Source organism: Sporosarcina koreensis (assembly GCF_042655825.1).
In the GTDB taxonomy this organism is placed as follows: Bacteria; Bacillota; Bacilli; order Bacillales_A; family Planococcaceae; genus Sporosarcina; species Sporosarcina koreensis.
In genome coordinates this window covers 307,327-329,492 of sequence record NZ_JBHSNP010000028.1, presented here as the reverse complement: position 1 = coordinate 329,492, position 22,166 = coordinate 307,327, and the positions used below count along the sequence as shown (strand labels likewise).

Genomic DNA, 22,166 nt, shown 5'->3' with positions numbered 1-22,166 from the left:
TCGCTTGAATAGCTGATTTTTATGTTATACTGATATGCTTGCAGTACTTTAAATACGATGAAGTTGAGGAATGCATATGTCGAATGAACAATTAAAAAAAGGAAGTCTTTTGGCGTTTTTACCGCTTATTGTCTTTGTTGTCCTGTTTATCGGCTCAGGTATTGTGACGAAAGACTTTTACAATATGCCTTTGAACGTGGCGATGCTTATCGCGGCGGGTGTGGCGCTTATGATGAATCGGCGGGAGCCGTTCAGTAAAAAGGTCGATGTTTTTATGAAGCATGCGGGGCATCCGAATATCATTTTAATGGCCGTCATTTTTCTGTTGGCGGGCGCTTTTGCGGGCGTGGCAAAAGGGATGGGAGCCGTTGAGTCGACGGTCAATCTTGGTTTGTCCTTGTTGCCTGCGAACTTGCTCATTGTCGGCTTGTTTGTCATCGGCTGTTTCATCTCGATTTCGATGGGGACGTCAATGGGCACGATTGTCGCGTTGGCGCCGATCGGTGTAGGGATTGCCGCCCAAACGGACATCCCCGTGGCGCTTGTCATGGCAACAGTCATCGGAGGCGCGATGTTCGGGGATAATTTGTCGATGATTTCGGATACGACGATTGCGGCGGTGCGAACGCAACAGACAAAAATGAAGGACAAGTTTAAAGTGAATTTCTTCATTGTTCTTCCAGGAGCGATCGTGACGATGATCCTCCTTGCTCTGTTGACGCATGGCAATTCGGCGGAACTTACTGGTGAATACCCATTCGAATTTAGTAAGATCTTGCCGTATGTGGCTGTTTTAGTGGCGGCACTGCTCGGCGCGCATGTATTGGTCGTGCTCGTTGGAGGAACGATATTAGCCGGTGTCATTGGACTGCTGGATGGTTCCTATCAGTTGGATACCTTCTTACAGGAGGCGTCTGCTGGCATTATGTCGATGGAGGATTTGGCGATTGTCTCCATTTTGATTGGCGGTATCGTCGGAATCATTCAGCATAATGGGGGCATCGATTACTTGTTGCGTGTCATTACGCGCAAAATCAAGTCGAAAAAAGGTGCTGAATTCGGGATTGCAGGATTGGTGAGTGCCGCTGATATTGCAACCGCCAATAATACAATCGCAATCATTATTACGGGGCCGGTCGCGAAGCGCATCGCGGATGAGTATGGCATCGATCCCCGCAAATCCGCCAGTTTGCTTGATACGTTCTCAAGCGTCTGGCAGGGCGTCTTGCCTTACGGTGTCCAAGTATTGGCGGCCGCGGGCTTGGCGGCGATTTCACCGTTAAACATCATCGTCTATTCGTTCTACCCTGTACTGATGGGGATTTGCTGTGTTGTTGCGATTTTGATTGGTTATCCGCGGTTTAAAAAAGCAAACGGGAAATAAAAAGTCGTCCAGAAAATCGTTGATTTTCTGGACGCTTTTTATACAATCATTCAATTGATCAAAATGTAAATCGATTTACCGTTTTGCTCAATTCCTCGCTTAGTTCTGTCAACGTTTCTGCAGCTTCGGTTACTGTTTGAATCGCGCGTAACTGTTCATCTGAAGACGCACTTACTTCTTCGCATGCTGCCGCGGTTTCTTGTGAAGTGGCTGCCATTGTTTGGATTGTTTCGCTCACTTCGTCCTTGTAGACAGCAACTTTTTGAATGTCCTCGTAGATTGAGTTGATGGATGATTCCATATCGGACATGACTTCAGTTAATTTATCGAAAGTTGCTTCGGTGTCGTTGACGACATGGCCTTGTTTACGGAAGTTTTCCCTTGTATCGATCATTTGTTGAGAGACTTGTTTAGCGCCTTCTTGCAATTCAATGACAGTGGTTTTTACCTCTTCCGTCGATCGAGCGGATTGTTCAGCCAATTTACGGACTTCTTCTGCAACGACTGCAAAGCCTTTGCCGTGTTCTCCGGCGCGTGCAGCTTCAATGCTTGCATTTAGTGCTAGCAGATTTGTTTGCGATGAAATCTCGGTGATCGTTTCCATGACACCGCCGATTGCCTTCACTCGTTCTTCGAGTGTGCCAATCACGTCGGCCATGGACCGCATTTCAATCTCCCAGTCCCCAAAAGATTGTTTTAGCTCGTTCATTTGCATTTGTCCACTGGAATTCATACCACTGGCCATTGTGGCAAGCTCCAGCATTTGGGCCGCTTTCCCCTCGATTCCATTGATATCCCTACCTAATAATTCGGCTTGTTCCGTTACTGCTTCAGCATCTTCAGCAGAGCGGGATGCACCGTTCGCAATTTCTCCGACAGCGTGAGCGACTTCATTGCTTGAGGCGTTTGTTTCCTCCGCAGTTGCGCTTAACGATTCAGAACGTGTATGGACTTCTTCTGCAGATTGATTGACAACGGCGATGACCGCATTTGTGTCTTCAATCATTTTATTGAAGTAGTTTCCAAGTTCACCGATTTCATCTTTTGTTTTAATGGACGATCTGACCGTCAAATCACCATTCGAAACTGCTTGCATAAGTGTTTTCAGCTTGCCGATTGGTTTTACTGTCCGGTTGATGATCGGGTAAAGAACTGCGATGAGTAATACTAAAATAGCGCCAGCAATAATGATCATGCCAAATCGCATAGAGTTGGCTAACAGATCAATTTCTTTCGTATCGTATATCGCAGCGACCTTCCATCCTAAGCTGGACACTGTCGCAAATGTATTGACCCATGAAACGCCGTCATGCGTGTATTGAATTTCGCGGCGTTCGCTACCGCTTTGATAATCATACATTTCAGCTACGTAGGGCAAGTTGATAATATTTTCCCCTGCCGATTCTGGATGCACCATCGCTGTTCCTTCCGCATCGAAAAGTGCAATATATCCGTTATGACCAATATCCTTATTCGAAACAGTTGCTGCCAATTTGTCCATACGAATATCAAGACCTAACACGCCGACAAGCTCTCCATTTTTTTGAACTGCTTTTATAGCGCTAATCGTGTATTCGCCTGTCGCGCGATCGATATGCGGTTCTGTCCAATAAACTTTGTCGGGTTTTGCGGCCGCTTCTTGGTACCATTCATATTCAGTTGGATTATAGTCACTGCCCAAATTAGCATTTGGAACGGTTAGCATCTCTGTCGACGGCAAAGCGAAATAAAGCATAGACGTATTATCATATAAAGCTAGGAATGAATAGAATTCCTGTTCCATTGCGGTTATGTATTCTTCAAAATTGCCATCTGCATCAGCAAAATCCGTTACGTGAGAGGAATTGGCCAACTGAGTGAGCCCTTTCTCATGCAAATCAATGAAGTTTTCAACAAAAGATCCGATTTCATGTACAAGCACTTCACTTTGCATGATTAGATTTTCCCTTGTTTTATCCTTCACATGAAGACTTGAAAGTACAGTCATGAGCGTCATGCCGATAATGAACAAGACCGATACTGTAACGAGAATTTTGGTTTTAATGGACTTAAACATAGGAGTACCATCTCTTTCTATAGGTAAAATTACATACAACCTTTCATTTCGGATCACTATGAAAAATGTTTAGCTATTAATAAATAATAATAGTGTTCTTAATTTCGTTACTATATTAATAGTGTGAAGAAAGTGTTTTCGTGGAAACGTTGTTCTATTTCAAAATTATTGTAGATCTGGCTGTCGAATGAATGTATAGATTGGTTTTGGAGAGTCGAATGATAAAAATAAATAAATCCCGCCTGGCTAATAGCCAATGCGGGATTTATTTGTTGTATCACATCTTGAACCGGTCAATGGCAAGGTTCAGTTTCTCACTTAAGTCAGTGAGTGTTTCTGCAGCATCCGTTACAGACTGGATTGCCCTAAGTTGCTCATCCGTCGACGCGCTGACTTCTTCACATGCAGCTGCGGTTTCTTGTGAGGTGGCTGCCATCGTCTGGATTGTCATTGTCACTTCGTCCTTATGGTGGGCTACGCTTTGAATTTCATTGGAAATCAAGTCGATTGAAGCCTGCATATTCTCCATTAAATCAGAGAGTTGGGCGAATGTCTTTTCCGTTTCCTGGACGACGCTTTCTTGGTCGCGGAATGTGTTGATTGTTTCATCCATCTGGGTTGTTACGAGTCGGGATTCCTCCTGTAACTGCAAGACGGTTTCCTTAACTTCTTCCGTAGCGCGTGCAGACATCTCCGCAAGCTTCCTAACTTCTTCTGCGACGACTGCAAAGCCTTTTCCATGTTCGCCTGCTCGAGCCGCTTCAATGCTTGCGTTCAGGGCGAGGAGGTTCGTCTGTGAAGAAATATCTGTGATCGTCTCCATAACTCCACCGATCTCTTTTACCTTTTCTCCTAGGGCACTAATGGCGTCATTCATCGACTTCAGATTTGTGCCTGACGATTCGAACGTCTGTTGAAGATTATGCATCTGGGTTTGGCCGTCCGTATTCATCTTGCCTGTCTGCTCCGCGATGGTCTTCATTGAAATCGCACGTTCCGTAATATCATTGATCTGCCGGCCAAGTTCATCTGCCTTTTCAGTGACCGTTTCGGCATCTTCCGCGGATCTGGAAGCACCATGTGCGATTTCATTGACGGCATGTGCGACTTCCGAGCTGGATGCACTTGTTTCTTCTGCTACTGCACTCAAACTTTCCGAGTTTGTCCTGACATTGTCGGCGGATTGATTGACAACGGAAATGATGCCATGCATGTTGGCAATCATCTTGTTGAAGTTTTCACCAAGTTGTCCAATCTCATCTTTCGTATGGATATCCGATTGGACGGTAAGATCGCCTTCTGCAACTTCATCCATCAAGCTTCGAAGACGTGCAATCGGCTTCAGCATTCTGCTAATGAGGAAGTACAGCGCGATTCCGACAACAGCGAGTGTGATGATAGAAATGATGAAAATGGAAAATAGCAGCTGACGGGACATTTCCATAAGTCTATTCTCTTCATACACCGTGCTAACCTTCCAACCAAACTCGGGAATTGTCGAATGGACGCTGATCATCTTTTTGCCGTCCTCATCCTTGAATGTCCCATTCCCATGGTCCGAACCGTACATATTCTTGACATAGGCAATCTCCATCAAGTTTTCCCCGCCTTTTGTCGGGTGTGCAATCGCTGTGCCGTTTTCGTCAAAAAGTGTGGAATAGCCATCGTACGGGATATATGCTGAGTTCAACATATCGGTAATAGCGGTCAACATGAGGTCAACCCCGGCCACACCGACTAATGTTCCGTTCTTCTCGATAGCAATGGAAGCAGTGATCATGAAGTCGCCACTCACTTCATCAACGTATGGTGACGACCATTGGACCTTGCCCGGTTCTGCAGTCGCGTTTTCGTACCATGGACGGCTTGTCGGATCGAAGCCGGTCAAATCCGACACCGGATAGATATTGATGTGCTTTGAAGGTTGTGCATAATAGACTGCCACTGCATCGGAATAGACGTCCAAGAAGCTTTTCAGTCTTTGAATTAACTCCGCTTCACTTACGACTGAACCTCTAGGGCCAGTAAATTTCATGATTTCATCCGAATCGGTAAGGGCATCGATTCCTTTCGAATATTGTGCAAGGAAGTTTTCGACAGAGTAACCTATTTGGTTCGAAATGGCGTCACTGGAATCGATTACGCTTTCCAACGAACGTTTCTTGACCTGGCCATTAAGCATGAAGGCCATAAGTGAAATTCCCGCAAAGAACAGAATTAGAGCTGTGAAGATGATTTTAGTTTTTAGTGATTTGGCCATAAAAGTTTCCCCTTCTTAGTAAATTTAGTCTATATGTTTTATTTCGACAAATTCTTTAGCTATTCAAGTGATATCCCATCCGGTGAAGGAATAATTACTCCGAAAAAAGCCGATTGGATTGAAACTACGTTAGAGGGAATGTAGCGGGGGACGTAGCTGTTTTTTGTCGATTCCTGTAAGCTGATCTGCCGATATCGATGTATTAATAGACAGACAATAGACAAACTTGATACGAATGGCACAAACAACTTCCGCTAAAATGCAATTAAGCATCCAGCGGATTTTTTTTATCCTAATTAAAAATACAACTATTCTAAAGTTTTCCTCCACTCCCTTAAAAGTATCGTATAATAGAAGAAAAAACGGGGGAATTTCATTGGATTATTTATACAACCCATACACGACAACGCGCCACACAGTATTCGCACGGAAAGGGATGGTGGCGACGTCGCAACCGCTTGCGGCGCAGGCGGGCATTGAAGTGATGCGAAAGGGCGGGAATGCGGTGGATGCTGCGATTGCGACGGCTGCTGCGCTTACTGTCGTCGAGCCTACGACGAACGGTATCGGCGGCGACGCCTTTGCGATTGTGTGGATGAAGGACAAGCTGTATGGCTTGAACGCGTCTGGGCCTGCGCCGGAAGGGCTGACGCTTGACGCGATGAAAGCGGCGGAGCATGAAAAGATTCCTACATTCGGCTTCACGCCGATTACGGTGCCTGGGGTTCCGGCTGCTTGGGCGGCACTTGCGAAACGTTTTGGTAATTTGCCATTGATCGAGTCGCTTGCGCCGGCGATCCGTTATGCGGAAGAGGGATATCCGCTGACACCAATTTTAGGGAAGTATTGGAAGATTGCCTATAATAAATTCAAGTCGCTTGATTCAGCGGAGTTTGATGAATGGTTCAAGACTTTCGCGCCGGATGGCCGGGCCCCCGAAATTGGCGAGATGTGGAAGTCGCCAGATCACGCGAAGACATTGCGTTCCATCGGTGAAACGGATGCGGAGTCCTTTTATAAAGGCGATCTCGCGGATGCAATTGACTCGCATGTCGCGGAGAACAATGGCTACCTACGTAAATCAGACCTTGAAAACTATCAAGTCGAATGGGTCAATCCGATTTCAACAAACTATAAAGGCTATGACGTGTGGGAGATTCCGCCGAATGGGCAAGGCATCGTGACGCTAATGGCGCTCAATATCTTCTCGGAAATGAATCCAGCTGTCCCGAACGATGTGCAGTCATTGCACGAACAGATCGAAGCGATGAAGCTGGCGTTTACTGACGGAAAAGCGTTCATTACGGAAGAAAAGGATATGCCGATCGACGTCGAGCATTTGCTGTCGAAGGACTATGCAAAGAAGCGTGCCGCGAAAATTACGGAGCGTTCGTCGGTTCCGGAGCCGTATGAGCTACCGAGAAGCGGAACAATCTACTTGGCGACCGCGGATGAAGAAGGGAATATGGTTTCCTTCATCCAATCAAATTATATGGGCTTCGGCTCCGGGATTGTCGTGCCGGGGACAGGCATTGCCCTTCAAAACCGAGGCATGGATTTCTCGCTTGATCCGACGCACCCGAACGTCTTGAAACCAGGAAAACGAACGTATAACACGATCATCCCGGGATTCCTGACGAAGGACGGACAAGCAGTCGGCCCGTTCGGCATTATGGGCGGGTTCATGCAGCCTCAAGGCCATTTCCAAGTCGTCGTCAACACGGTCGACTATCATCTGAACCCGCAAGCGACGCTCGATGCGCCGCGTTGGCAATGGATCGAGGGGAATAAAGTGTCGGTTGAACCGAATTTCCCGAACCATCTAGCACAGGCTCTCAACAGACTAGGGCATCAGATTGTTCCGACAATCGATAGCGGATCATTCGGGCGGGGCCAGATCATTTGGCGCGATCCGGAAACAGGTGTCCTTTCCGGTGGTACGGAGTCAAGAACGGACGGAACGATTGTGGCTTGGTGATATGAAAATAACTACCTCCTTACGGTTTCCTATGAAATCGAAAAGGAGGTATTTTTTTAAACTTTTATCTGCCGATGTCAACCAATTCAGAACCTTCTTATGCTAAACTAGTTAGAAAGAGACACTGGGGTAGGTGAGAATCGATGCAGACAAAGCCCATTTTACTATCCAAACTGATGCCGCCGACGCCGTCCGCCACGTATATGCGGAGAGCTTCGTTCGTCAAAAAGATGAAGATGGCTGACCGGGTGAAGCTGACGATGTTGCATAGCGGGGCAGGGTATGGGAAGAGTTCGGGACTTTCCGCGTACTTTCATGACACAAACTCGACCTATAGCTGGTATTCGGTGACGGATGAAGACGACGATGTCCTTCCGTTCATCACCTATTTGACGCAAAGCATACGCCGTGTCGTACCCGGATTCGGTGCTTCCTTATCTGAATGGGAGCATCCGAAGGAAATGGATCTTGAACGCTGGCTCGCCCTGTTCATGAATGAGCTTTGTGAAATCGATACACCACTCTTCATTGTCATTGATGATTTCCATCATGTCGACCACGTATTCTTAGTGAATTATCTTATCGAAAAGATGATCGGTTCATTACCGCCAAACATCCATCTAATCGTGGCGACAAGGAACCGACCGCGTTGGGCGAGCCTCGTCAAGTTGAAAGTGACAGGGCAGCTATGCGAGTTGACGGAGGAGGACTTTCTTTTTTCGGAAGAGGAAGTGGCCGTCTTCTATGAGGATTATTTCGAACAGACGCTTTCCGAGGAAGAAGCTGCATCCGTCATCCGGCTGACGGAAGGATGGGCAATCGCGGTCAATCTGCTCGCGCTTCATCTAGCTGGGGGAGAAACCCATTTGCCGACTGCGATGAAGCCTGCCTTGCATGACCTGTTCGCCTATCTTTCTGAGGAAGTGTTCAATCGGATGAGCGATGACGAGAAGGATTGGCTGCTGGCCTACTCCATCTTCCCGACGTTTTCCGTTGAGCTTGTCGGTGCGTTTTATGGAAATGAAGCGGCAAGTACGCTACAGCAACTTGCGGAACGCCATGTATTCATCCAGTCGCTCGGGGAAGGGACATACCGGTACCACGCCCTCTTCCAGCAATTTTTGGAGCGGAAATGGCAAGCAATCGATTCCGGACGGTTTCAATTAATTCAAAAACAGGCGACAGACTATTATATTCGGCAAAAGAACCCCATCCAGGCGATTTCTCACGCAGTAAAAAGTGGGGACGCTTCTTTCATCGGGCAAATTATCGTTGATCATGGCGCCAGTCTGATCAAAGCCGGACAGTTTGAGTGGCTGCTTGAAATCATCAAAGGCTTGTCACCCGACATGCTTGCGCAGTTCTACCCCCTCCATTTTTTCGAGGGGGAGGCGCATCGGTACCGCGCGTTTTACGAGAAGGCGCGGGTGGCGTATTCGGCATGCATCGAGGCGGCGGAAAAGCAGGGGGATGACTATTATGCCGGCCGTGCCCATGCTGGCATCGCGAACATTTATCTCGATACGATCCAACCAGGCTTGGCGGATCCGTATTTGATGAACGCCATTCTTTTCGCGGAAAAGAGTGACAGGACGAGCGAATTGGAAATGGAGTTGTTGAAACGGCAATTTGCTGAGAACCTCGTCAACCTCGGGAAAGCCTCTGACGCTGCGAAATGGGTGGAACAGGAGATCCATGATAAAAGCATCCTGCGAGAAGGGAATTTAGATGCGAGGATTGCACTGCGGACCGGAAAATTAGGGGAAGCACAAGCGATCTTGTCTGAACGGGTGGACAGTCTGACGTTGCCTGATTCGCACCGGGAAACGGATATCCTCCTTTCCTTGATCTACTCGATGATCGGCGAGAACGAGCTTGCGCTGGAGAGTGCCGCAAGAGGGATCCAGCTTGGCCGGACGGAGAAATCCGGTTTTATTGAAGCTGTCGGCCTCATTCGAATGGGGCACGCGAAGATCATCGCCGATCCGGGTGATGTAGCTATCGCAAAAGAGCATTATATCCAGGCGATTGAGCGGATGGATGAGCTGAACGTATCGCGCGGCAATGCGGAGCCTTATATGGGGTTGTCGATTGTGGCGGCGCGACAAGGTGAATTCGCGGAAGCGGTCCGGTACGGGGAATCGGGCTTGCGGGAGACGGAGCGGGTCAATGACGGCTGGCTGTCCGCATTGATTCATATCGGACTCGCGATTGTTCATTTTTATGCTGCTCATGAAGTTGATATGGAACACCATCTAAATGAGGCGGGACGGTTGTTCCGGGAGTGCGGCGATCTGTACGGAGAAATGGTGGCAGCTCTTTGGTCGATGAATTTAGTTGACCGTACGAAAGATGACGAACGTTTTTCGGAGCATGCGGAACGCTTCTTCACACTTTGCAAGGATTACCCCTTCTTTTTGACGGCCGACACAGTTTTCGGCCCGTTCGATCGCCAATCCATCCACCCTTTGGTGCTCAAGGCGCGGCGTATAGTTCCTGACCATTCCGGCATTCAACAAGCGATTCAACTCCTTGGTTTGGAGGACACTGATTCACATCCGGGCTATAAAATAGAAGTTCAACTACTTGGCCCCTTCATGATCCGACTTGGGCTTGAAAAAGTGGCTGACCGGAAATGGCAGCGCGATAAGTCGAAGGAGATCTTCCTTTATTTATTGTTGAATAAAAACCGGTACGTACCGAAAGAGGAAATCATGCAGGCGCTTTGGGAGGATGCCGACGACAAGAGCGCCGACCGGGATTTCAAAGTGGCATTGAATGCCTTGCTGAAAGTGATCGAACCGAATCGCAGTGCGCGGGAAAATCCGTTTTTCATTCTCCGCAAGCAGACGATGTATCGGCTGAACCCGAAAGCGGATATCCGGACGGACATTGAACGGTTCAAAATGCATGTGGAAACCGGCTTGGCGGAAAAGACCGCAGAAAAAGCAATCGACCAACTATTGAAAGCTACCGAGCTCTATAAGGGGAAGCTGTTCGAGGAAAAGCTTTCCGTCGAATGGATTGCCCAGGAACGCGAGCGAGTCGAACATCTCTACATCCAAGCGATCGAACGACTGGCCCAGTCCTATACGAGACTGCAAGACTACAGCAAAACGATCGAATGGGCCGAGAAGCTTTTGCGGATCGACCAAACGTGGGAAGAAGCCTACCGGTTGCTCATGTACGCCCACTACCAGCTTCAAAACCGCCCGCAGTCGATCAAATGGTATAGAAAATGCCAATCCGTTTTGCAAGAAGAGCTCGCCATCGAACCGATGGAAACGACAGAACAGATGTATAAGATGATTATGAATGAATTATAGAGTTAGTTTAACTGGAATGGACCCTTCAATATGGCAAGGGTCCATTCTTTTGCGTCAAAGGTCCATTAACCCGGGTTCAAGGTCCATTCTTCTCGACAAGGGTCCATTCTTCTCGACAAGGGCCCATTCTTCCCGCGCCAAGGTCCATTCTTTCGCTATCAGGGTCCGTTCTTCTTCATTCAAGGTCCATTCATTCCTGTAACTCTTTTGCAACTCCTCTCCCATAGAGTAGTAGACAGGAAGAAAGCGTTTACAAAACGAGTGGAGAGAGGAGTTGCAGTATGAAGAAGAAATTGTGGTTGGTCCTATTATTTGCGATGATGCTTGTCATCAGCGCGGCTTGCAGTAAATCGGATGAAGGGGAAGCGTCGTCAACAGAAAAAGAAAAGCCGTCGGAAACTACACCAGTATCGGAAGAAGCAACCAGTGAAGAAGGCGGCACCATCAAAATCGGCGTCCTCGCCTCATTGACCGGTGCGCTTGAATCGTACGGCAAGCAGACAAAGCAAGGCTTCGAGCTCGGGCTTGAATATGCGACGGGCGGCACGATGGAAGTAGCAGGCAAGAAAATCGTAGTCGTCTATGAAGATACGGAAACAAAGCCGGAAGTTGCGGTTCAAAAAGCGACGAAGCTTCTGGAAGAGGATGAAGTCGATTTCCTCGTCGGTTCTTCCAGTTCCGGTGACACGCTTGCGGTCCTGCCGCTAGCGGAAGAGTATGAAAAGATCATGATTGTCGAGCCGGCGGTTGCGGATAGCATCACAGGCTCTGAATTCAACCCGTTCATATTCCGTACGGCGCGCAACTCGTCACAGGATGCTGTCGCTGGGGCTGCTGCCATCGCGGGGCCGGGCGTGAAGATCGCGACATTTGCACCGGATTATTCGTTCGGTTGGGATGGAGTCGCAGCGTTCAAGAAAGCGGCTGAGGATCTAGGCGCTGAAATCGTCATCGAGGAATTCGCGGATCCTGCAGCTACTGATTTCACATCCAATTTGCAGAAGATCATTGAAGCGAAGCCGGATTACATGTTTGTCGTCTGGGCTGGGGCAAACTCGCCTTGGAACCAGATCGCCGATTTGAAGATGCAGGAGAAAGGCATCAAGATCTCGACGGGGGCACCGGATATTCCGGCACTTTCCATCATGGAGCCGCTCGTCGGCATGGAAGGGTTCTCCGTTTACTATCACACGCTTCCTAACAATGAAGTGAATGATTGGCTCGTCAAGGAACATAAGGCGCGCTATAACGGCGAAGTTCCGGATCTGTTCACACCGGGCGGCATGTCCGCAGCAATCGCAATCGTCGAAGCTTTGAACAAGACGAATGGCAACGCGGACGGCAACGAGCTGATCAAAGTCATGGAAGGCATGTCGTTTGAAACGCCTAAAGGCAAGATGACATTCCGTGCAGAGGATCACCAGGCATTGCAAACGCTCTATTCCATCAAGCTTGAAAAACAGGATGGCGTCTCTTATCCGGTTCCGGTGCTTATCAGAGAGCTTTCGGCTGAAGAAACCGAGCCGCCGATCAAAAACTGATCATCCATGGGAAATGAAATCAAGAAGGACAGTGGACTCGCTGTCCTTCTCAAGCGGATTGAATCGTCCATCCGTTTGAGAAGGACGGGGAAGGAGGAAAACGATTGGAACCGATCATACGAACAGAAAACCTGACCATCCGATTCGGCGGGCATACGGCCGTATCGCATGTGAATTTTGAAATGCCGCCACGGCACTTGAAATCGATCATTGGGCCAAATGGGGCAGGCAAGACGACGTTTTTCAATTTATTGAGTGGAGAACTGAAGCCTACGGAAGGGGACGTCTTTTTCAAAGGGGAGTCGATGGCTTCCTTATCTGCCGTTGCGAGGACGCGGAAGGGGCTTGGCCGTTCATTCCAAATTACGAATGTGTTCCCGAACTTGACCGTGCTGGAAAATGTCCGGCTCGCTGTGCAATCAAAAGAGAAGATCCGGTATCAAATGGCCAGGCATTTTCTTCATTACAAGCAGATGATCGAAGAGGCGGAAAAGTTGATCGCCCTTGTGTTGCTCGACGGCAAGGAGCATGCCATCGCGAGCCAATTATCGCATGGGGAGAAGCGGAAGCTTGAGATTGCGATGCTGCTGGCGCTCGATACGGAAGTGCTGCTGCTCGATGAACCGACGGCTGGCATGTCCTTAGAGGAAGTGCCCGCGATATTGGACGTCATCCGGAAAATCAAACAGACCGGCGAAAAGACGATTTTGTTGATTGAACACAAAATGGATATGATTTTGGATTTGTCGGATTCCATCATGGTGCTGTTCAACGGCAAGCTGCTGGCAGATGGGAGCCCGCAGGAGATCATGGACAACGAGACCGTCCAAAATGCGTATTTGGGAGGGCTTTACGATGAAAACCTTGCTGAAAGTTGAGGACATCCATACGCATATCGGTCAGTACCATATCCTTCAAGGCATTTCCTTCGAGGCGCGTGAAGGGGAAGTGAGTGTACTGCTCGGACGCAACGGGGCGGGGAAGACGACGACGCTGAAGACGATCATGGGCTTGACGCCAGCTTCAAAAGGCACGGTCCTATTCAATGGACAGGACATTACGAAAAAGCCTACATACACGATCGCGAATGGCGGAATCGGCTATGTGCCGGAAGACCAGGGTATCTTCGGCGACTTGACGGTAGAGGAAAACATGAAAGTCGCCATGCGGAAGGAAGACGATGCCGCATTTGCAAGACAGGATTATGTGTTGGAGCTTTTTCCGGACTTGAAGACGTTCTGGAAGAAGGACGGGGGCCATCTTTCGGGCGGACAGAAGCAGATGCTTGCGATGGCGCGGGCGTTCGTCAATGACAGCAAACTGCTACTCATCGATGAACCTTCGAAAGGCCTCGCGCCGATCGTCGTCGAGAAGGTGATGGAGGCGATCACGGAAATGAAAAAGAGCACGACGATTGTGCTCGTGGAACAGAATTTCATCATGGCGAGCCGGATCGGTGACCGATATACGCTCATCGATGACGGGGAGACGGTCCATGCCGGCGAGATGGCGGAACTGATCCACAATGAAGAAGTGAAACGAAAATACTTGGGAATCGGATGAAGGGGGCTGCACGATGGAATTACTCATCAATTTGACGGTGAACGGTTTGGCGACGGGCATGCTCATCTTCCTTCTCGCTTCCGGATTGACTCTCATTTTCGGTCTGATGAGCGTGCTGAACTTTGCGCACGGCGGGCTGTTCGCTTGGGGCGCGTATGCAGGCGTCTGGTTTTACACATTGTCGGGAAGCTTCCTCATCGGCATTCTCGGCGCAATCCTTACAGGCATCATTCTCGGGTTCATTACCGAAAAGCTGATCATCACGCCGGTTTACGGCAATCACGTCCAGCAGATCCTCATTACGCTCGGTTTCATGCTCGTGCTGACGGAGCTGTTGAAAGTCGTCTGGGGGCCGAATCAAATCGCGGCAAGGGTGCCGTCGTATTTGGCGGGAAGTTGGGAATTCGGGGATGTTCTTATTATTAAATACCGGTTGTTCATTATCATCGTCGGTTTTGTCGTCTTCGGTGTATTCCAATACATCTTGCAGAGAACGAAAATCGGCTTGATCGTCCGGGCGGGCGTCATGGATAAAGACATGGTGCAGGCGCTCGGCATCAATATTAAGCGGGTTTTCTTGTACGTCTTCATGGCGGGATCTGCGCTTGCGGCGTTGAGCGGTGTGTTGATGGCCCCGTATTCCGGTGTCATCTACGCGGAAATGGGCTTCGAATTTGCGATTTTGGCGTTCATCGTTGTTGTCATCGGCGGAATGGGCAGCTTCCCGGGATCGTTGTTTGCCGCCATCTTGGTCGGCCTCGCGGGAAGCTATATGGCGTATTACGTTCCGGCTCTATCACTTGCGGTCAATATGTTGCTCATGGCAATCGTATTAATTTTCCGTCCGCAAGGGCTTTTCACGGCAAAGGGGTGACGGCATGAAAAACAAATTCCAATGGAACAACCTGTTTCTCGCAGTCATTGTCGTTGTGCTCGCCGTTTTCCCGTTCGTTTCGGATTCAAGGACATGGACGATTCTTTTGACACAGATTTTCATCTTTTCGATTTTGGCGATGAGCTATGATATTTTGCTCGGCTACACGGGCATCGTCTCGTTCGGTCATGCGATGTTCTTCGGGATGGGGGCGTATACGACTGCCGTCATGCTGAAAAGGATGGAGCCCACAATCGGCGTTTTCATCCTCTCGATCGTTTGCGGAATGCTGCTCGCGGCTTTGGTCAGCTTCTTCATCGGACTGCTGACACTGCGGCTGAAAAGTCACTTCTTCGCAATGCTTACTCTCGCCGTTTCGGGATTGTTTTTAGTGCTTGCGGAAAAATGGCGCACAGTGACGCATGGGAATGACGGATTTACATTCAAGGCGCCGGAGTTTTTCAAGGACCGGATGATGTTCTACTTCGTCACTTTGATTTGTCTTGTGCTTGTCTACTTGCTGCTGCGAAGGTTCGTCAATTCGCCTTTCGGACGCGTCTTGGTTGCGGTACGGGAGAATGAACAGCGGACGAGGTCACTCGGATTCAACACCTTGCATTATAAAGTCATCGCATCCGTCGTTGCAGGCGTCATTGCAAGCTTGTCGGGCTCGCTGTACGCCGTATCGTTACGGTTCGTCAATACAAGCGTCATGACGATGGATATAACGCTTGATGCATTGCTCATGACGATCATCGGCGGCGTCGGAACGCTGATCGGCCCGATAGTCGGTGCGGGCGTCATCGAATTGACCCAGCATTATTTATCCGGCTTGGCGAAAGACTATCCGATTTTTGAACGATGGATCATATTCTTCGGCATCATCTATATTCTGGCGGTCATCTTCTTCCCACGCGGCATCGTCGGAACCGTACGCGAGAAATTATGGAAGCGGAAAACGAAAACACGGCCGCTCGGGAAGGAGGAAGTCTCATGACGACTGTCGGGATTGTCAGTACGGGTACATACATCCCGTCGACGAAAATGACTGCCGAAGAAATTGCTGAGCGCTCTGGATTACCGGTCGACGTCGTGAGGACAAAGATGGGAATTACCGAAAAGCCGATTCCGGGGGAGCATGATCATACCGTCGCGATGGGGGTATGGGCGGCTCGCGAGGCGCTGCGGAAAGGGGAAGTCGATCCGAAAGAGATCGACGTCATCATCTATATCGGGGAAGAGCATAAGGAATATCCGCTATGGACCGCCGCCATCAAGATGCAGGAGGAGCTCGGCGCCTATCATGCATGGGCATTCGACGTCGCGCTCCGCTGCGGGACAACGATCATGGCGATGAAAGTGGCGAAAAGCCTTATGCTTACAGATCCGGAAGTCCGGACGGTATTACTTGCCGGCGGGTATCGGAACGGTGATTTCATCGATTACGGAAATGAAAGGACCCGCTTCATGTTCAACTTGGCTGCAGGCGGGGCCGCGATGATTTTGAGGCGCGACCATCCGGAAAATATTGTTTTGGAAGCAGAGCTCATTACGGATGGATCATTTTCTGAAGATGTCGTCGTTCCGATAGGCGGTACGAAGAAGCCGCTTACTGCAAGCGATCTGGAAGAAGGTCTCTACCGCCTTGACGTGCTCGATCCGATCGGCATGAAAGCGCGGCTTGAACAGAAGTCGATGGAAAACTTCCTGAAGGTCATCCGCAGTTCATTACAGAAAAGCGGGTTAACGGAGAAAGACATTGATTACCTTGCAATCTTGCATATGAAGAGATCGGCGCATGATTTCGTCTTGCACGAACTCGGTCTGGAGGAAGAGCAATCGATTTATTTACATGAATACGGGCATATCGGGCAAATGGACCAAATTTTGTCTTTGGAGCTTGCGCTTGAGGAGAATAAATTGAATGATGGAGATATCGCCGTTCTCGTCAGCGCAGGGATAGGTTATGCATGGGGAGCGATCACGGTGAAATGGGGAAAAGGTGAGGGGGAGAAGGAAAATGGCACTTCAAGAAGTGGGGCTTAATAAAGTGAACTTGGCGAACGGGGAACAGATTGCGTACCGGGAACGGGAAGGCGGTGAGCAGATCGTCGTCCTTGTCCACGGCAATATGACATCTTCGAAGCATTGGGATGTGCTGATCGAAGCGATGGATCCGAAGTATAAGATTTATGCGCCGGATCTACGCGGTTTTGGGGAATCGTCGTATAACGAAAGAGTGACGGGCATCCGTGATTTTTCGGAGGATCTTCATGGATTTATCGAAGCATTAGGCCTTGAGAATTTCCATCTGGCCGGCTGGTCGACTGGCGGAGCGGTATGCATGCAATACGTGGCGGATCATCCGGGCAAATGCGAAAAGCTTGTCCTGCTTGCAGCCGCGTCGACACGTGGGTATCCGTTTTTCGGGACGAAAGAGGATGGCACTCCGGATCTCGAGCATCGCCTTCAGACGATTGAAGACATCGAACAGGATGCCGGCAAGACATTGCCGATGCAAGGACTATACGATACGAAAAATCGTGATGGGCTGAAGGCGGTTTGGAATGCAGTGATCTACACGCATAATCAACCGGACGCGGCAAAATACGATGAGTATGTCGACGATATGCTCACGCAGCGGAATTTGGCGGATGTGTACCATTCATTGAACACATTCAATATTAGCCCGCATCATAACGGCGTTAATGAGGGAACAAACCAGGCAAAGGATATCGACATTCCAGTACTCGTTCTGCGCGGTGACCGGGATTACGTCGTGACGGGGCCGATGACGGAAGAAATCATGGAAGACCTCGGTGACAATGCGACATTCGTTTCGCTTGAAGATATGGGGCACTCCCCATTGGTCGATAATTTGGAAGTACTGACGAAAACAATCGAAGACTTTTTGGCGTAAGGAGATGACAGCATGAGATTAGCAGGAAAAGTGGCCATCATCACGGGCGGCGCGAATGGAATCGGCCTTGCTGCCTGTGAACGGTTTGCGGAAGAGGGAGCTTCCGTCATCATGGCGGATTTCGATGAGCAAGCAGGAAAAGAGCAGGAAGCATTGCTGAAGGAGAAAGGGCACGGCGTCACATTTGCCCAGGTCAATGTCGCCGACCGCGAAAGTGTCGCAAGTCTTGTGGAAAAAACACTTGAACAATACGGAAAAATCGACGTTTTAATTAATAATGCGGGCATTACAAAGGACGCGACATTGCTCAAAATGGACCCTGCGGATTTCCAGAGGGTGCTTGACGTGAACTTGACGGGCGTCTTCAACTGCACGCAAGCAGTCGCACCGCATATGATCGAAGCGGGCGGCGGAAAGATCATCAACACATCTTCCGTCAGCGGCGTCTATGGGAATTTCGGGCAGACGAATTACGCGGCGACAAAGGCGGCGGTCGTCGGGATGACGAAGACGTGGGCGAAGGAACTAGGACGGAAAGGGATCAATGTCAACGCCGTTGCACCAGGGTTCACGGCGACGGCGATGGTTGCCAAGATGCCGGAGAACATAATCAAGCAGATGGCTTCCGTCGTTTCCTTGCAACGGCTTGGGAAGCCGGAAGATATCGCGAATGCCTATCTATTCTTGGCAAGTTCGGAATCGGACTATGTCCACGGACATGTCCTGCACGTTGATGGCGGCATAATGATGTAAGAGGAGGGGTTCCGCGTGTTCCATGAGCATGGCTGGATATTGAAAAGGGCCGCACTCTCCGCGGAACGGCCCGCATTGATCGACGTCCATTCGGAAACGTGCTGGACATACGCGGACTTGAAACATCGGATCATGCGCTGGGCGTCTTTCTTCCGTACGCAAGGCTATGAAAAGGGAGAGCGCATCGCCGTCTACTCCCCGAACAGCCCGGAACTCTTCGCCGTCCTGTTCGCCTGCGAGCTGCAAGGACTTGTCTATGTCCCGCTCAACTGGCGTTTGAGCCGATTTGAATTGCAAGGTCTGCTTGACGATTGCACGCCGGCTTTACTCCTCTTCCATGATGACTTTGAAAATCGGATGAATGGATTGACAGCGAAATGCACGGCTTCACTTTCCGTCATCGAAACGATCACTGCACCTGCGAATTGGCAACCGGACGTTCGCGGCAATCGCTCCGACACGTGGATGATCATCTATACGGGCGGCACGACCGGTTTGCCGAAGGGCGTCATGCTTTCCTATGATGCGGTCAATTGGAATGCGCTCAACACAATTACAAGCTGGGGACTTTCAGCACGTGATACGACAATCAATTATATGCCGCTTTTCCATACGGGCGGGCTGAACGCCTTATGTATTCCATTGCTCATGGCGGGTGGAACAGTCGTAGTCGGGCATCAATTCGAACCGACGGAAGCGCTGATGGCGACGGACAAATACGCGGCGACGATTTCACTGTTCGTCCCGACGATGTATCAGCTGATGGTCGGGACGCCGTATTTCCGGCAGTCCACTTTTCCTTCGATGGACGTCTTCCTTTCCGGTGGTGCGCCTTGTCCGCAGACGATTTACCATGCCTTCCGCGATAAAGGGCTGCGATTCAAGGAAGGGTACGGTTTGACGGAGGCCGGGCCGAATAATTTCTTCATCACTCCCGAAGTGGCGGCGGGGAAGATCGGCTCTGTCGGGAAAAGCATGCTGTTCAATGAAATCCAAGTGCTCGATCTCGATGGCAATCCGTGCACTGAAGGGGAAATCGGCGAGTTGTATGTCAAAGGTCCGCATATGTTTTCAGGCTATTGGAATAAACCGTCCGAAACAGGGGAAGCGATCGTGGACGGGTGGCTCAGGACGGGGGATCTGGCAAAAGTCGATCATGACGGGGATGCCTATATCGTTGGCAGGAAGAAGGATATGATCATTACGGGCGGGGAAAATGTGTATCCGCAAGAGGTGGAGCAGTGCCTCATCACTTGTGTAGGCATTCGGGAAGCCGCGGTCGTTGGCATGACAGACGGTGTATGGGGGGAGAAAGTCGTTGCATTCCTGACGGTCGAGGAAGATTGCATAATTGACGACATGATGTTGATTGCGCATTGCAAGGGCTTTTTGGCCTCGTATAAAATCCCGAAGCAATTCATCATCGTGCCTGAGCTGCCGAAGACGCACGTCGGGAAAATTGATAAAAATGAATTGCTGCGATTGGCTTGAAGAATGGCGAGCGACCTTTTTGGTTGCCGCTTTTTTTATTTCCAATAATACGGTTATTTTTCCCTTGGGCGCTCAACTTTCTTGGGCGTAGACCGATATAAGAAGCAATGGGATTTTCAATTACAGGGAGGCTGGGAATATGGTTGGACGCATTGGAGGAGCGAACGGCACGCAGCAAATCGGCTCGAAAGTGGAAAGCACAGCACCGGACAGGGGAGTCGCGGTGGCGGAAGTGCAGGCAGTATCAGTACAAAACCAGCAACAAGCAGGGGAAGAACGTCAACTGCCCGTTGAAAAAGCACAGCAGATGACCGATAGTATGAATAAGTTCCTCGAAAGCGTGAACACGCAATTACGATTCAAATTGCATAATGAATTAAAGGAATACTACGTAACAATCGTCGACTCGAAAACAGACGAGGTGGTCCGAGAGATTCCTTCGAAAAAGCTGATGGATATTTATGCGGCCATGAAGGAGTTTGTCGGATTGCTCATCGACCGGAAAATATGAGGAGGTACCTAACACATGCGAATTAGCGGATTAGCGACAGGGATGGACACGGAACAGATCATCAAAGACATGATGAAAGCCCACCGCCTCCCAATGGAAAAAATCACACAGAAGAAACAGTACCTTGAGTGGCAATTGGATGATTATCGGGCTGTGAATAGACAATTGTTCGATTTTAGCCAGAATACGTTCAACAATATGATTTTGTCGACGAATTTCCAGGCTAAGAAAGTCAATGTTTCATCGAGTGACGTTACAATCAAGGGAGCGGGCTCGACGAGTGATTTTGCAGGGACGATTAAAGTTACACAACTGGCAAGATCTTCTACAGCAAAAAGTTCAGCACCAATTGGAAAAGAAAATTTTACAGTGAATTCAAAACTAGAGGACTTAGAGGGTTCCAAGTTTACAGCTGATGGGAAAATTAATATAGAAATTAGCGCAATAGATGAAAATGGTAAGATGTCTGAGGTAAAACAATTAACTTTCGACAAATCTGATACACTCCAGACTGTCTTGAATAAAATCAATAAAGAAAGTGGCGTCAACGCTTTCTTTGATCCAAAAACGAGAATGATTGCAGTCACCTCTAAACATGGAGGTGCATTGGGGCAAGACGAAAAAGAAATTGAAATGTCTGGGGATCTTGCTGAAGCTCTTAATCTGAAAGACGTTGACGTTGTGAAAGGTCAACAAGCCGAATTCTCCATCAACGGACTTACTATGACCCGCTCAACAAATAATTTCAAATTGAATGGATTCGAATTCACTTTGAACGAAGCAAATTCAAAAGACATTTCATTCAGCTCTACTGCGGACACTGACAAAATTTTCGATTCCATTGTCAAATACGTGGACGAATACAACAAACTCATCGAAGACCTGAACAAACAGATCCGCGAGCCGAAATACCGTTCTTTCCAACCTCTTTCTGCAGAACAGAAAAATGAAATGAAAGAAAAAGAGATTGAGTTGTGGGAAGAGAAGGCGAAAAGCGGTACATTGCGCAATGACGCTGAGATTACGAGCATGCTTTCCAAAATGCGAACTGCTCTGATGGGCGCACTCGATGGACAAACGTTGAAAGATATCGGAATTACAACCTCTTCGAACTACATGGATAACGGGAAATTGATCATTAATGAAGAAACGTTGAAAAAAGCGATTGCCGAAGATCCAGGTAAAGTCCATGAGATGTTTTCAAAGGATGGCGGCAAGGATGCAAAAATGGAAGAGCATGGATTTGCCCGCCGTTTGCGGATGATTGTCGACGATACTCAGAAATCCATCGCCAAACGTGCAGGAAAAGTCGGCGACGTGAATGACACATTTACATTAGGCAAGAACTTGAACGATATGAACAAGCAGATCGAACGTTTCGAAGACCGCTTGCGAATGACCGAAGACCGTCTTTGGAAACAGTTCACCGCAATGGAACGCGCAATCCAACGTGCGAACATGCAATCCGCAAGCCTTATGAACGCATTTGGCGGCGGAATGTAACAATGG

At 49.0% G+C, this 22,166-nt stretch carries 16 protein-coding genes; 14 read left to right on the top strand and 2 right to left on the bottom strand.

Annotation, left to right across the window (positions count from 1 at the left end):
- The first annotated feature begins 76 nt into the window (after positions 1-76).
- Positions 77-1,384: a Na+/H+ antiporter NhaC family protein gene (locus ACFPTP_RS15740; RefSeq protein ID WP_381446708.1), complete on the top strand. Its 1,308-nt coding sequence runs from the start codon at positions 77-79 to the stop codon at positions 1,382-1,384.
- A gap of 58 nt (positions 1,385-1,442) precedes the next feature.
- Here the strand turns inward: ACFPTP_RS15740 and ACFPTP_RS15735 are convergent, their stop codons facing one another.
- Positions 1,443-3,440 carry a methyl-accepting chemotaxis protein gene (locus tag ACFPTP_RS15735; protein WP_381446706.1) on the bottom strand — a complete coding sequence of 666 codons (1,998 nt, stop codon included), beginning with the start codon at positions 3,438-3,440 and terminating at the stop codon, positions 1,443-1,445.
- 277 nt (positions 3,441-3,717) lie between these two features.
- The gene (locus ACFPTP_RS15730) at positions 3,718-5,700 is read right to left on the bottom strand and encodes a methyl-accepting chemotaxis protein (RefSeq protein WP_381446704.1); all 1,983 of its coding nucleotides are present in this window, start codon (positions 5,698-5,700) and stop codon (positions 3,718-3,720) included.
- A gap of 376 nt (positions 5,701-6,076) precedes the next feature.
- Between ACFPTP_RS15730 and ACFPTP_RS15725 the strand changes: the two genes are divergently transcribed.
- The 13 genes from ACFPTP_RS15725 (at position 6,077) to ACFPTP_RS15665 (ending at position 22,160) form a co-directional block, all read left to right on the top strand.
- Positions 6,077-7,678, top strand: coding sequence for a gamma-glutamyltransferase family protein (locus tag ACFPTP_RS15725; RefSeq protein WP_381446702.1), 1,602 nt, complete (start codon positions 6,077-6,079; stop codon positions 7,676-7,678).
- A 143-nt stretch (positions 7,679-7,821) separates the two neighbouring features.
- Positions 7,822-11,004, top strand: a complete 3,183-nt coding sequence (locus tag ACFPTP_RS15720; RefSeq protein ID WP_381446700.1) for a BTAD domain-containing putative transcriptional regulator — start codon at positions 7,822-7,824, stop codon at positions 11,002-11,004.
- A gap of 281 nt (positions 11,005-11,285) precedes the next feature.
- Entirely contained in the window at positions 11,286-12,545 is a 1,260-nt protein-coding gene (locus ACFPTP_RS15715) for a substrate-binding domain-containing protein (RefSeq protein WP_381446698.1), read from the top strand.
- A gap of 104 nt (positions 12,546-12,649) precedes the next feature.
- Positions 12,650-13,423 (top strand): ABC transporter ATP-binding protein, encoded by a 774-nt coding sequence (locus tag ACFPTP_RS15710; protein WP_381446696.1) that lies wholly within the window; start codon positions 12,650-12,652, stop codon positions 13,421-13,423.
- Positions 13,401-14,108, top strand: coding sequence for an ABC transporter ATP-binding protein (locus ACFPTP_RS15705; protein ID WP_381446694.1), 708 nt, complete (start codon positions 13,401-13,403; stop codon positions 14,106-14,108). Before ACFPTP_RS15710 ends, ACFPTP_RS15705 begins: the two co-directional genes overlap by 23 nt.
- Before the next feature lie 13 nt (positions 14,109-14,121).
- The gene (locus ACFPTP_RS15700) at positions 14,122-14,982 is read left to right on the top strand and encodes a branched-chain amino acid ABC transporter permease (RefSeq protein WP_381446692.1); all 861 of its coding nucleotides are present in this window, start codon (positions 14,122-14,124) and stop codon (positions 14,980-14,982) included.
- A 4-nt stretch (positions 14,983-14,986) separates the two neighbouring features.
- A complete protein-coding gene (locus tag ACFPTP_RS15695) occupies positions 14,987-15,979 on the top strand; it encodes a branched-chain amino acid ABC transporter permease (RefSeq protein WP_381446690.1) in 993 nt (330 codons plus the stop codon).
- A complete protein-coding gene (locus ACFPTP_RS15690) occupies positions 15,976-17,028 on the top strand; it encodes a 3-oxoacyl-ACP synthase (RefSeq protein ID WP_381446688.1) in 1,053 nt (350 codons plus the stop codon). The genes ACFPTP_RS15695 and ACFPTP_RS15690 overlap by 4 nt, the downstream gene beginning before the upstream one ends.
- The gene (gene phaZ / locus ACFPTP_RS15685) at positions 17,003-17,902 is read left to right on the top strand and encodes an intracellular short-chain-length polyhydroxyalkanoate depolymerase (protein ID WP_381446686.1); all 900 of its coding nucleotides are present in this window, start codon (positions 17,003-17,005) and stop codon (positions 17,900-17,902) included. Before ACFPTP_RS15690 ends, phaZ begins: the two co-directional genes overlap by 26 nt.
- Positions 17,903-17,914: 12 nt before the next feature.
- A complete protein-coding gene (fabG, locus tag ACFPTP_RS15680) occupies positions 17,915-18,655 on the top strand; it encodes a 3-oxoacyl-ACP reductase FabG (RefSeq protein WP_381446683.1) in 741 nt (246 codons plus the stop codon).
- Between the two features lie 15 nt (positions 18,656-18,670).
- The gene (locus ACFPTP_RS15675; RefSeq protein ID WP_381446681.1) at positions 18,671-20,146 is read left to right on the top strand and encodes an AMP-binding protein; all 1,476 of its coding nucleotides are present in this window, start codon (positions 18,671-18,673) and stop codon (positions 20,144-20,146) included.
- A 139-nt stretch (positions 20,147-20,285) separates the two neighbouring features.
- A complete protein-coding gene (flaG, locus tag ACFPTP_RS15670; RefSeq protein ID WP_381446679.1) occupies positions 20,286-20,657 on the top strand; it encodes a flagellar protein FlaG in 372 nt (123 codons plus the stop codon).
- Between the two features lie 15 nt (positions 20,658-20,672).
- A complete protein-coding gene (locus ACFPTP_RS15665; RefSeq protein WP_381446676.1) occupies positions 20,673-22,160 on the top strand; it encodes a flagellar hook-associated protein 2 in 1,488 nt (495 codons plus the stop codon).
- Positions 22,161-22,166: the final 6 nt, after the last annotated feature.

Coding starts and splice junctions, on each gene's coding strand:
- ACFPTP_RS15690 (WP_381446688.1), top strand. CDS start 15,976: ATGACGACTGTCGGGATTGTCAGTACGGGTACATACATCCCGTCGACG.
- ACFPTP_RS15715 (WP_381446698.1), top strand. CDS start 11,286: ATGAAGAAGAAATTGTGGTTGGTCCTATTATTTGCGATGATGCTTGTC.
- ACFPTP_RS15740 (WP_381446708.1), top strand. CDS start 77: ATGTCGAATGAACAATTAAAAAAAGGAAGTCTTTTGGCGTTTTTACCG.
- flaG (WP_381446679.1), top strand. CDS start 20,286: ATGGTTGGACGCATTGGAGGAGCGAACGGCACGCAGCAAATCGGCTCG.
- ACFPTP_RS15730 (WP_381446704.1), bottom strand. CDS start 5,700: ATGGCCAAATCACTAAAAACTAAAATCATCTTCACAGCTCTAATTCTG.
- ACFPTP_RS15700 (WP_381446692.1), top strand. CDS start 14,122: ATGGAATTACTCATCAATTTGACGGTGAACGGTTTGGCGACGGGCATG.
- phaZ (WP_381446686.1), top strand. CDS start 17,003: ATGGCACTTCAAGAAGTGGGGCTTAATAAAGTGAACTTGGCGAACGGG.
- ACFPTP_RS15720 (WP_381446700.1), top strand. CDS start 7,822: ATGCAGACAAAGCCCATTTTACTATCCAAACTGATGCCGCCGACGCCG.
- ACFPTP_RS15705 (WP_381446694.1), top strand. CDS start 13,401: ATGAAAACCTTGCTGAAAGTTGAGGACATCCATACGCATATCGGTCAG.
- ACFPTP_RS15665 (WP_381446676.1), top strand. CDS start 20,673: ATGCGAATTAGCGGATTAGCGACAGGGATGGACACGGAACAGATCATC.
- ACFPTP_RS15735 (WP_381446706.1), bottom strand. CDS start 3,440: ATGTTTAAGTCCATTAAAACCAAAATTCTCGTTACAGTATCGGTCTTG.
- ACFPTP_RS15695 (WP_381446690.1), top strand. CDS start 14,987: ATGAAAAACAAATTCCAATGGAACAACCTGTTTCTCGCAGTCATTGTC.
- fabG (WP_381446683.1), top strand. CDS start 17,915: ATGAGATTAGCAGGAAAAGTGGCCATCATCACGGGCGGCGCGAATGGA.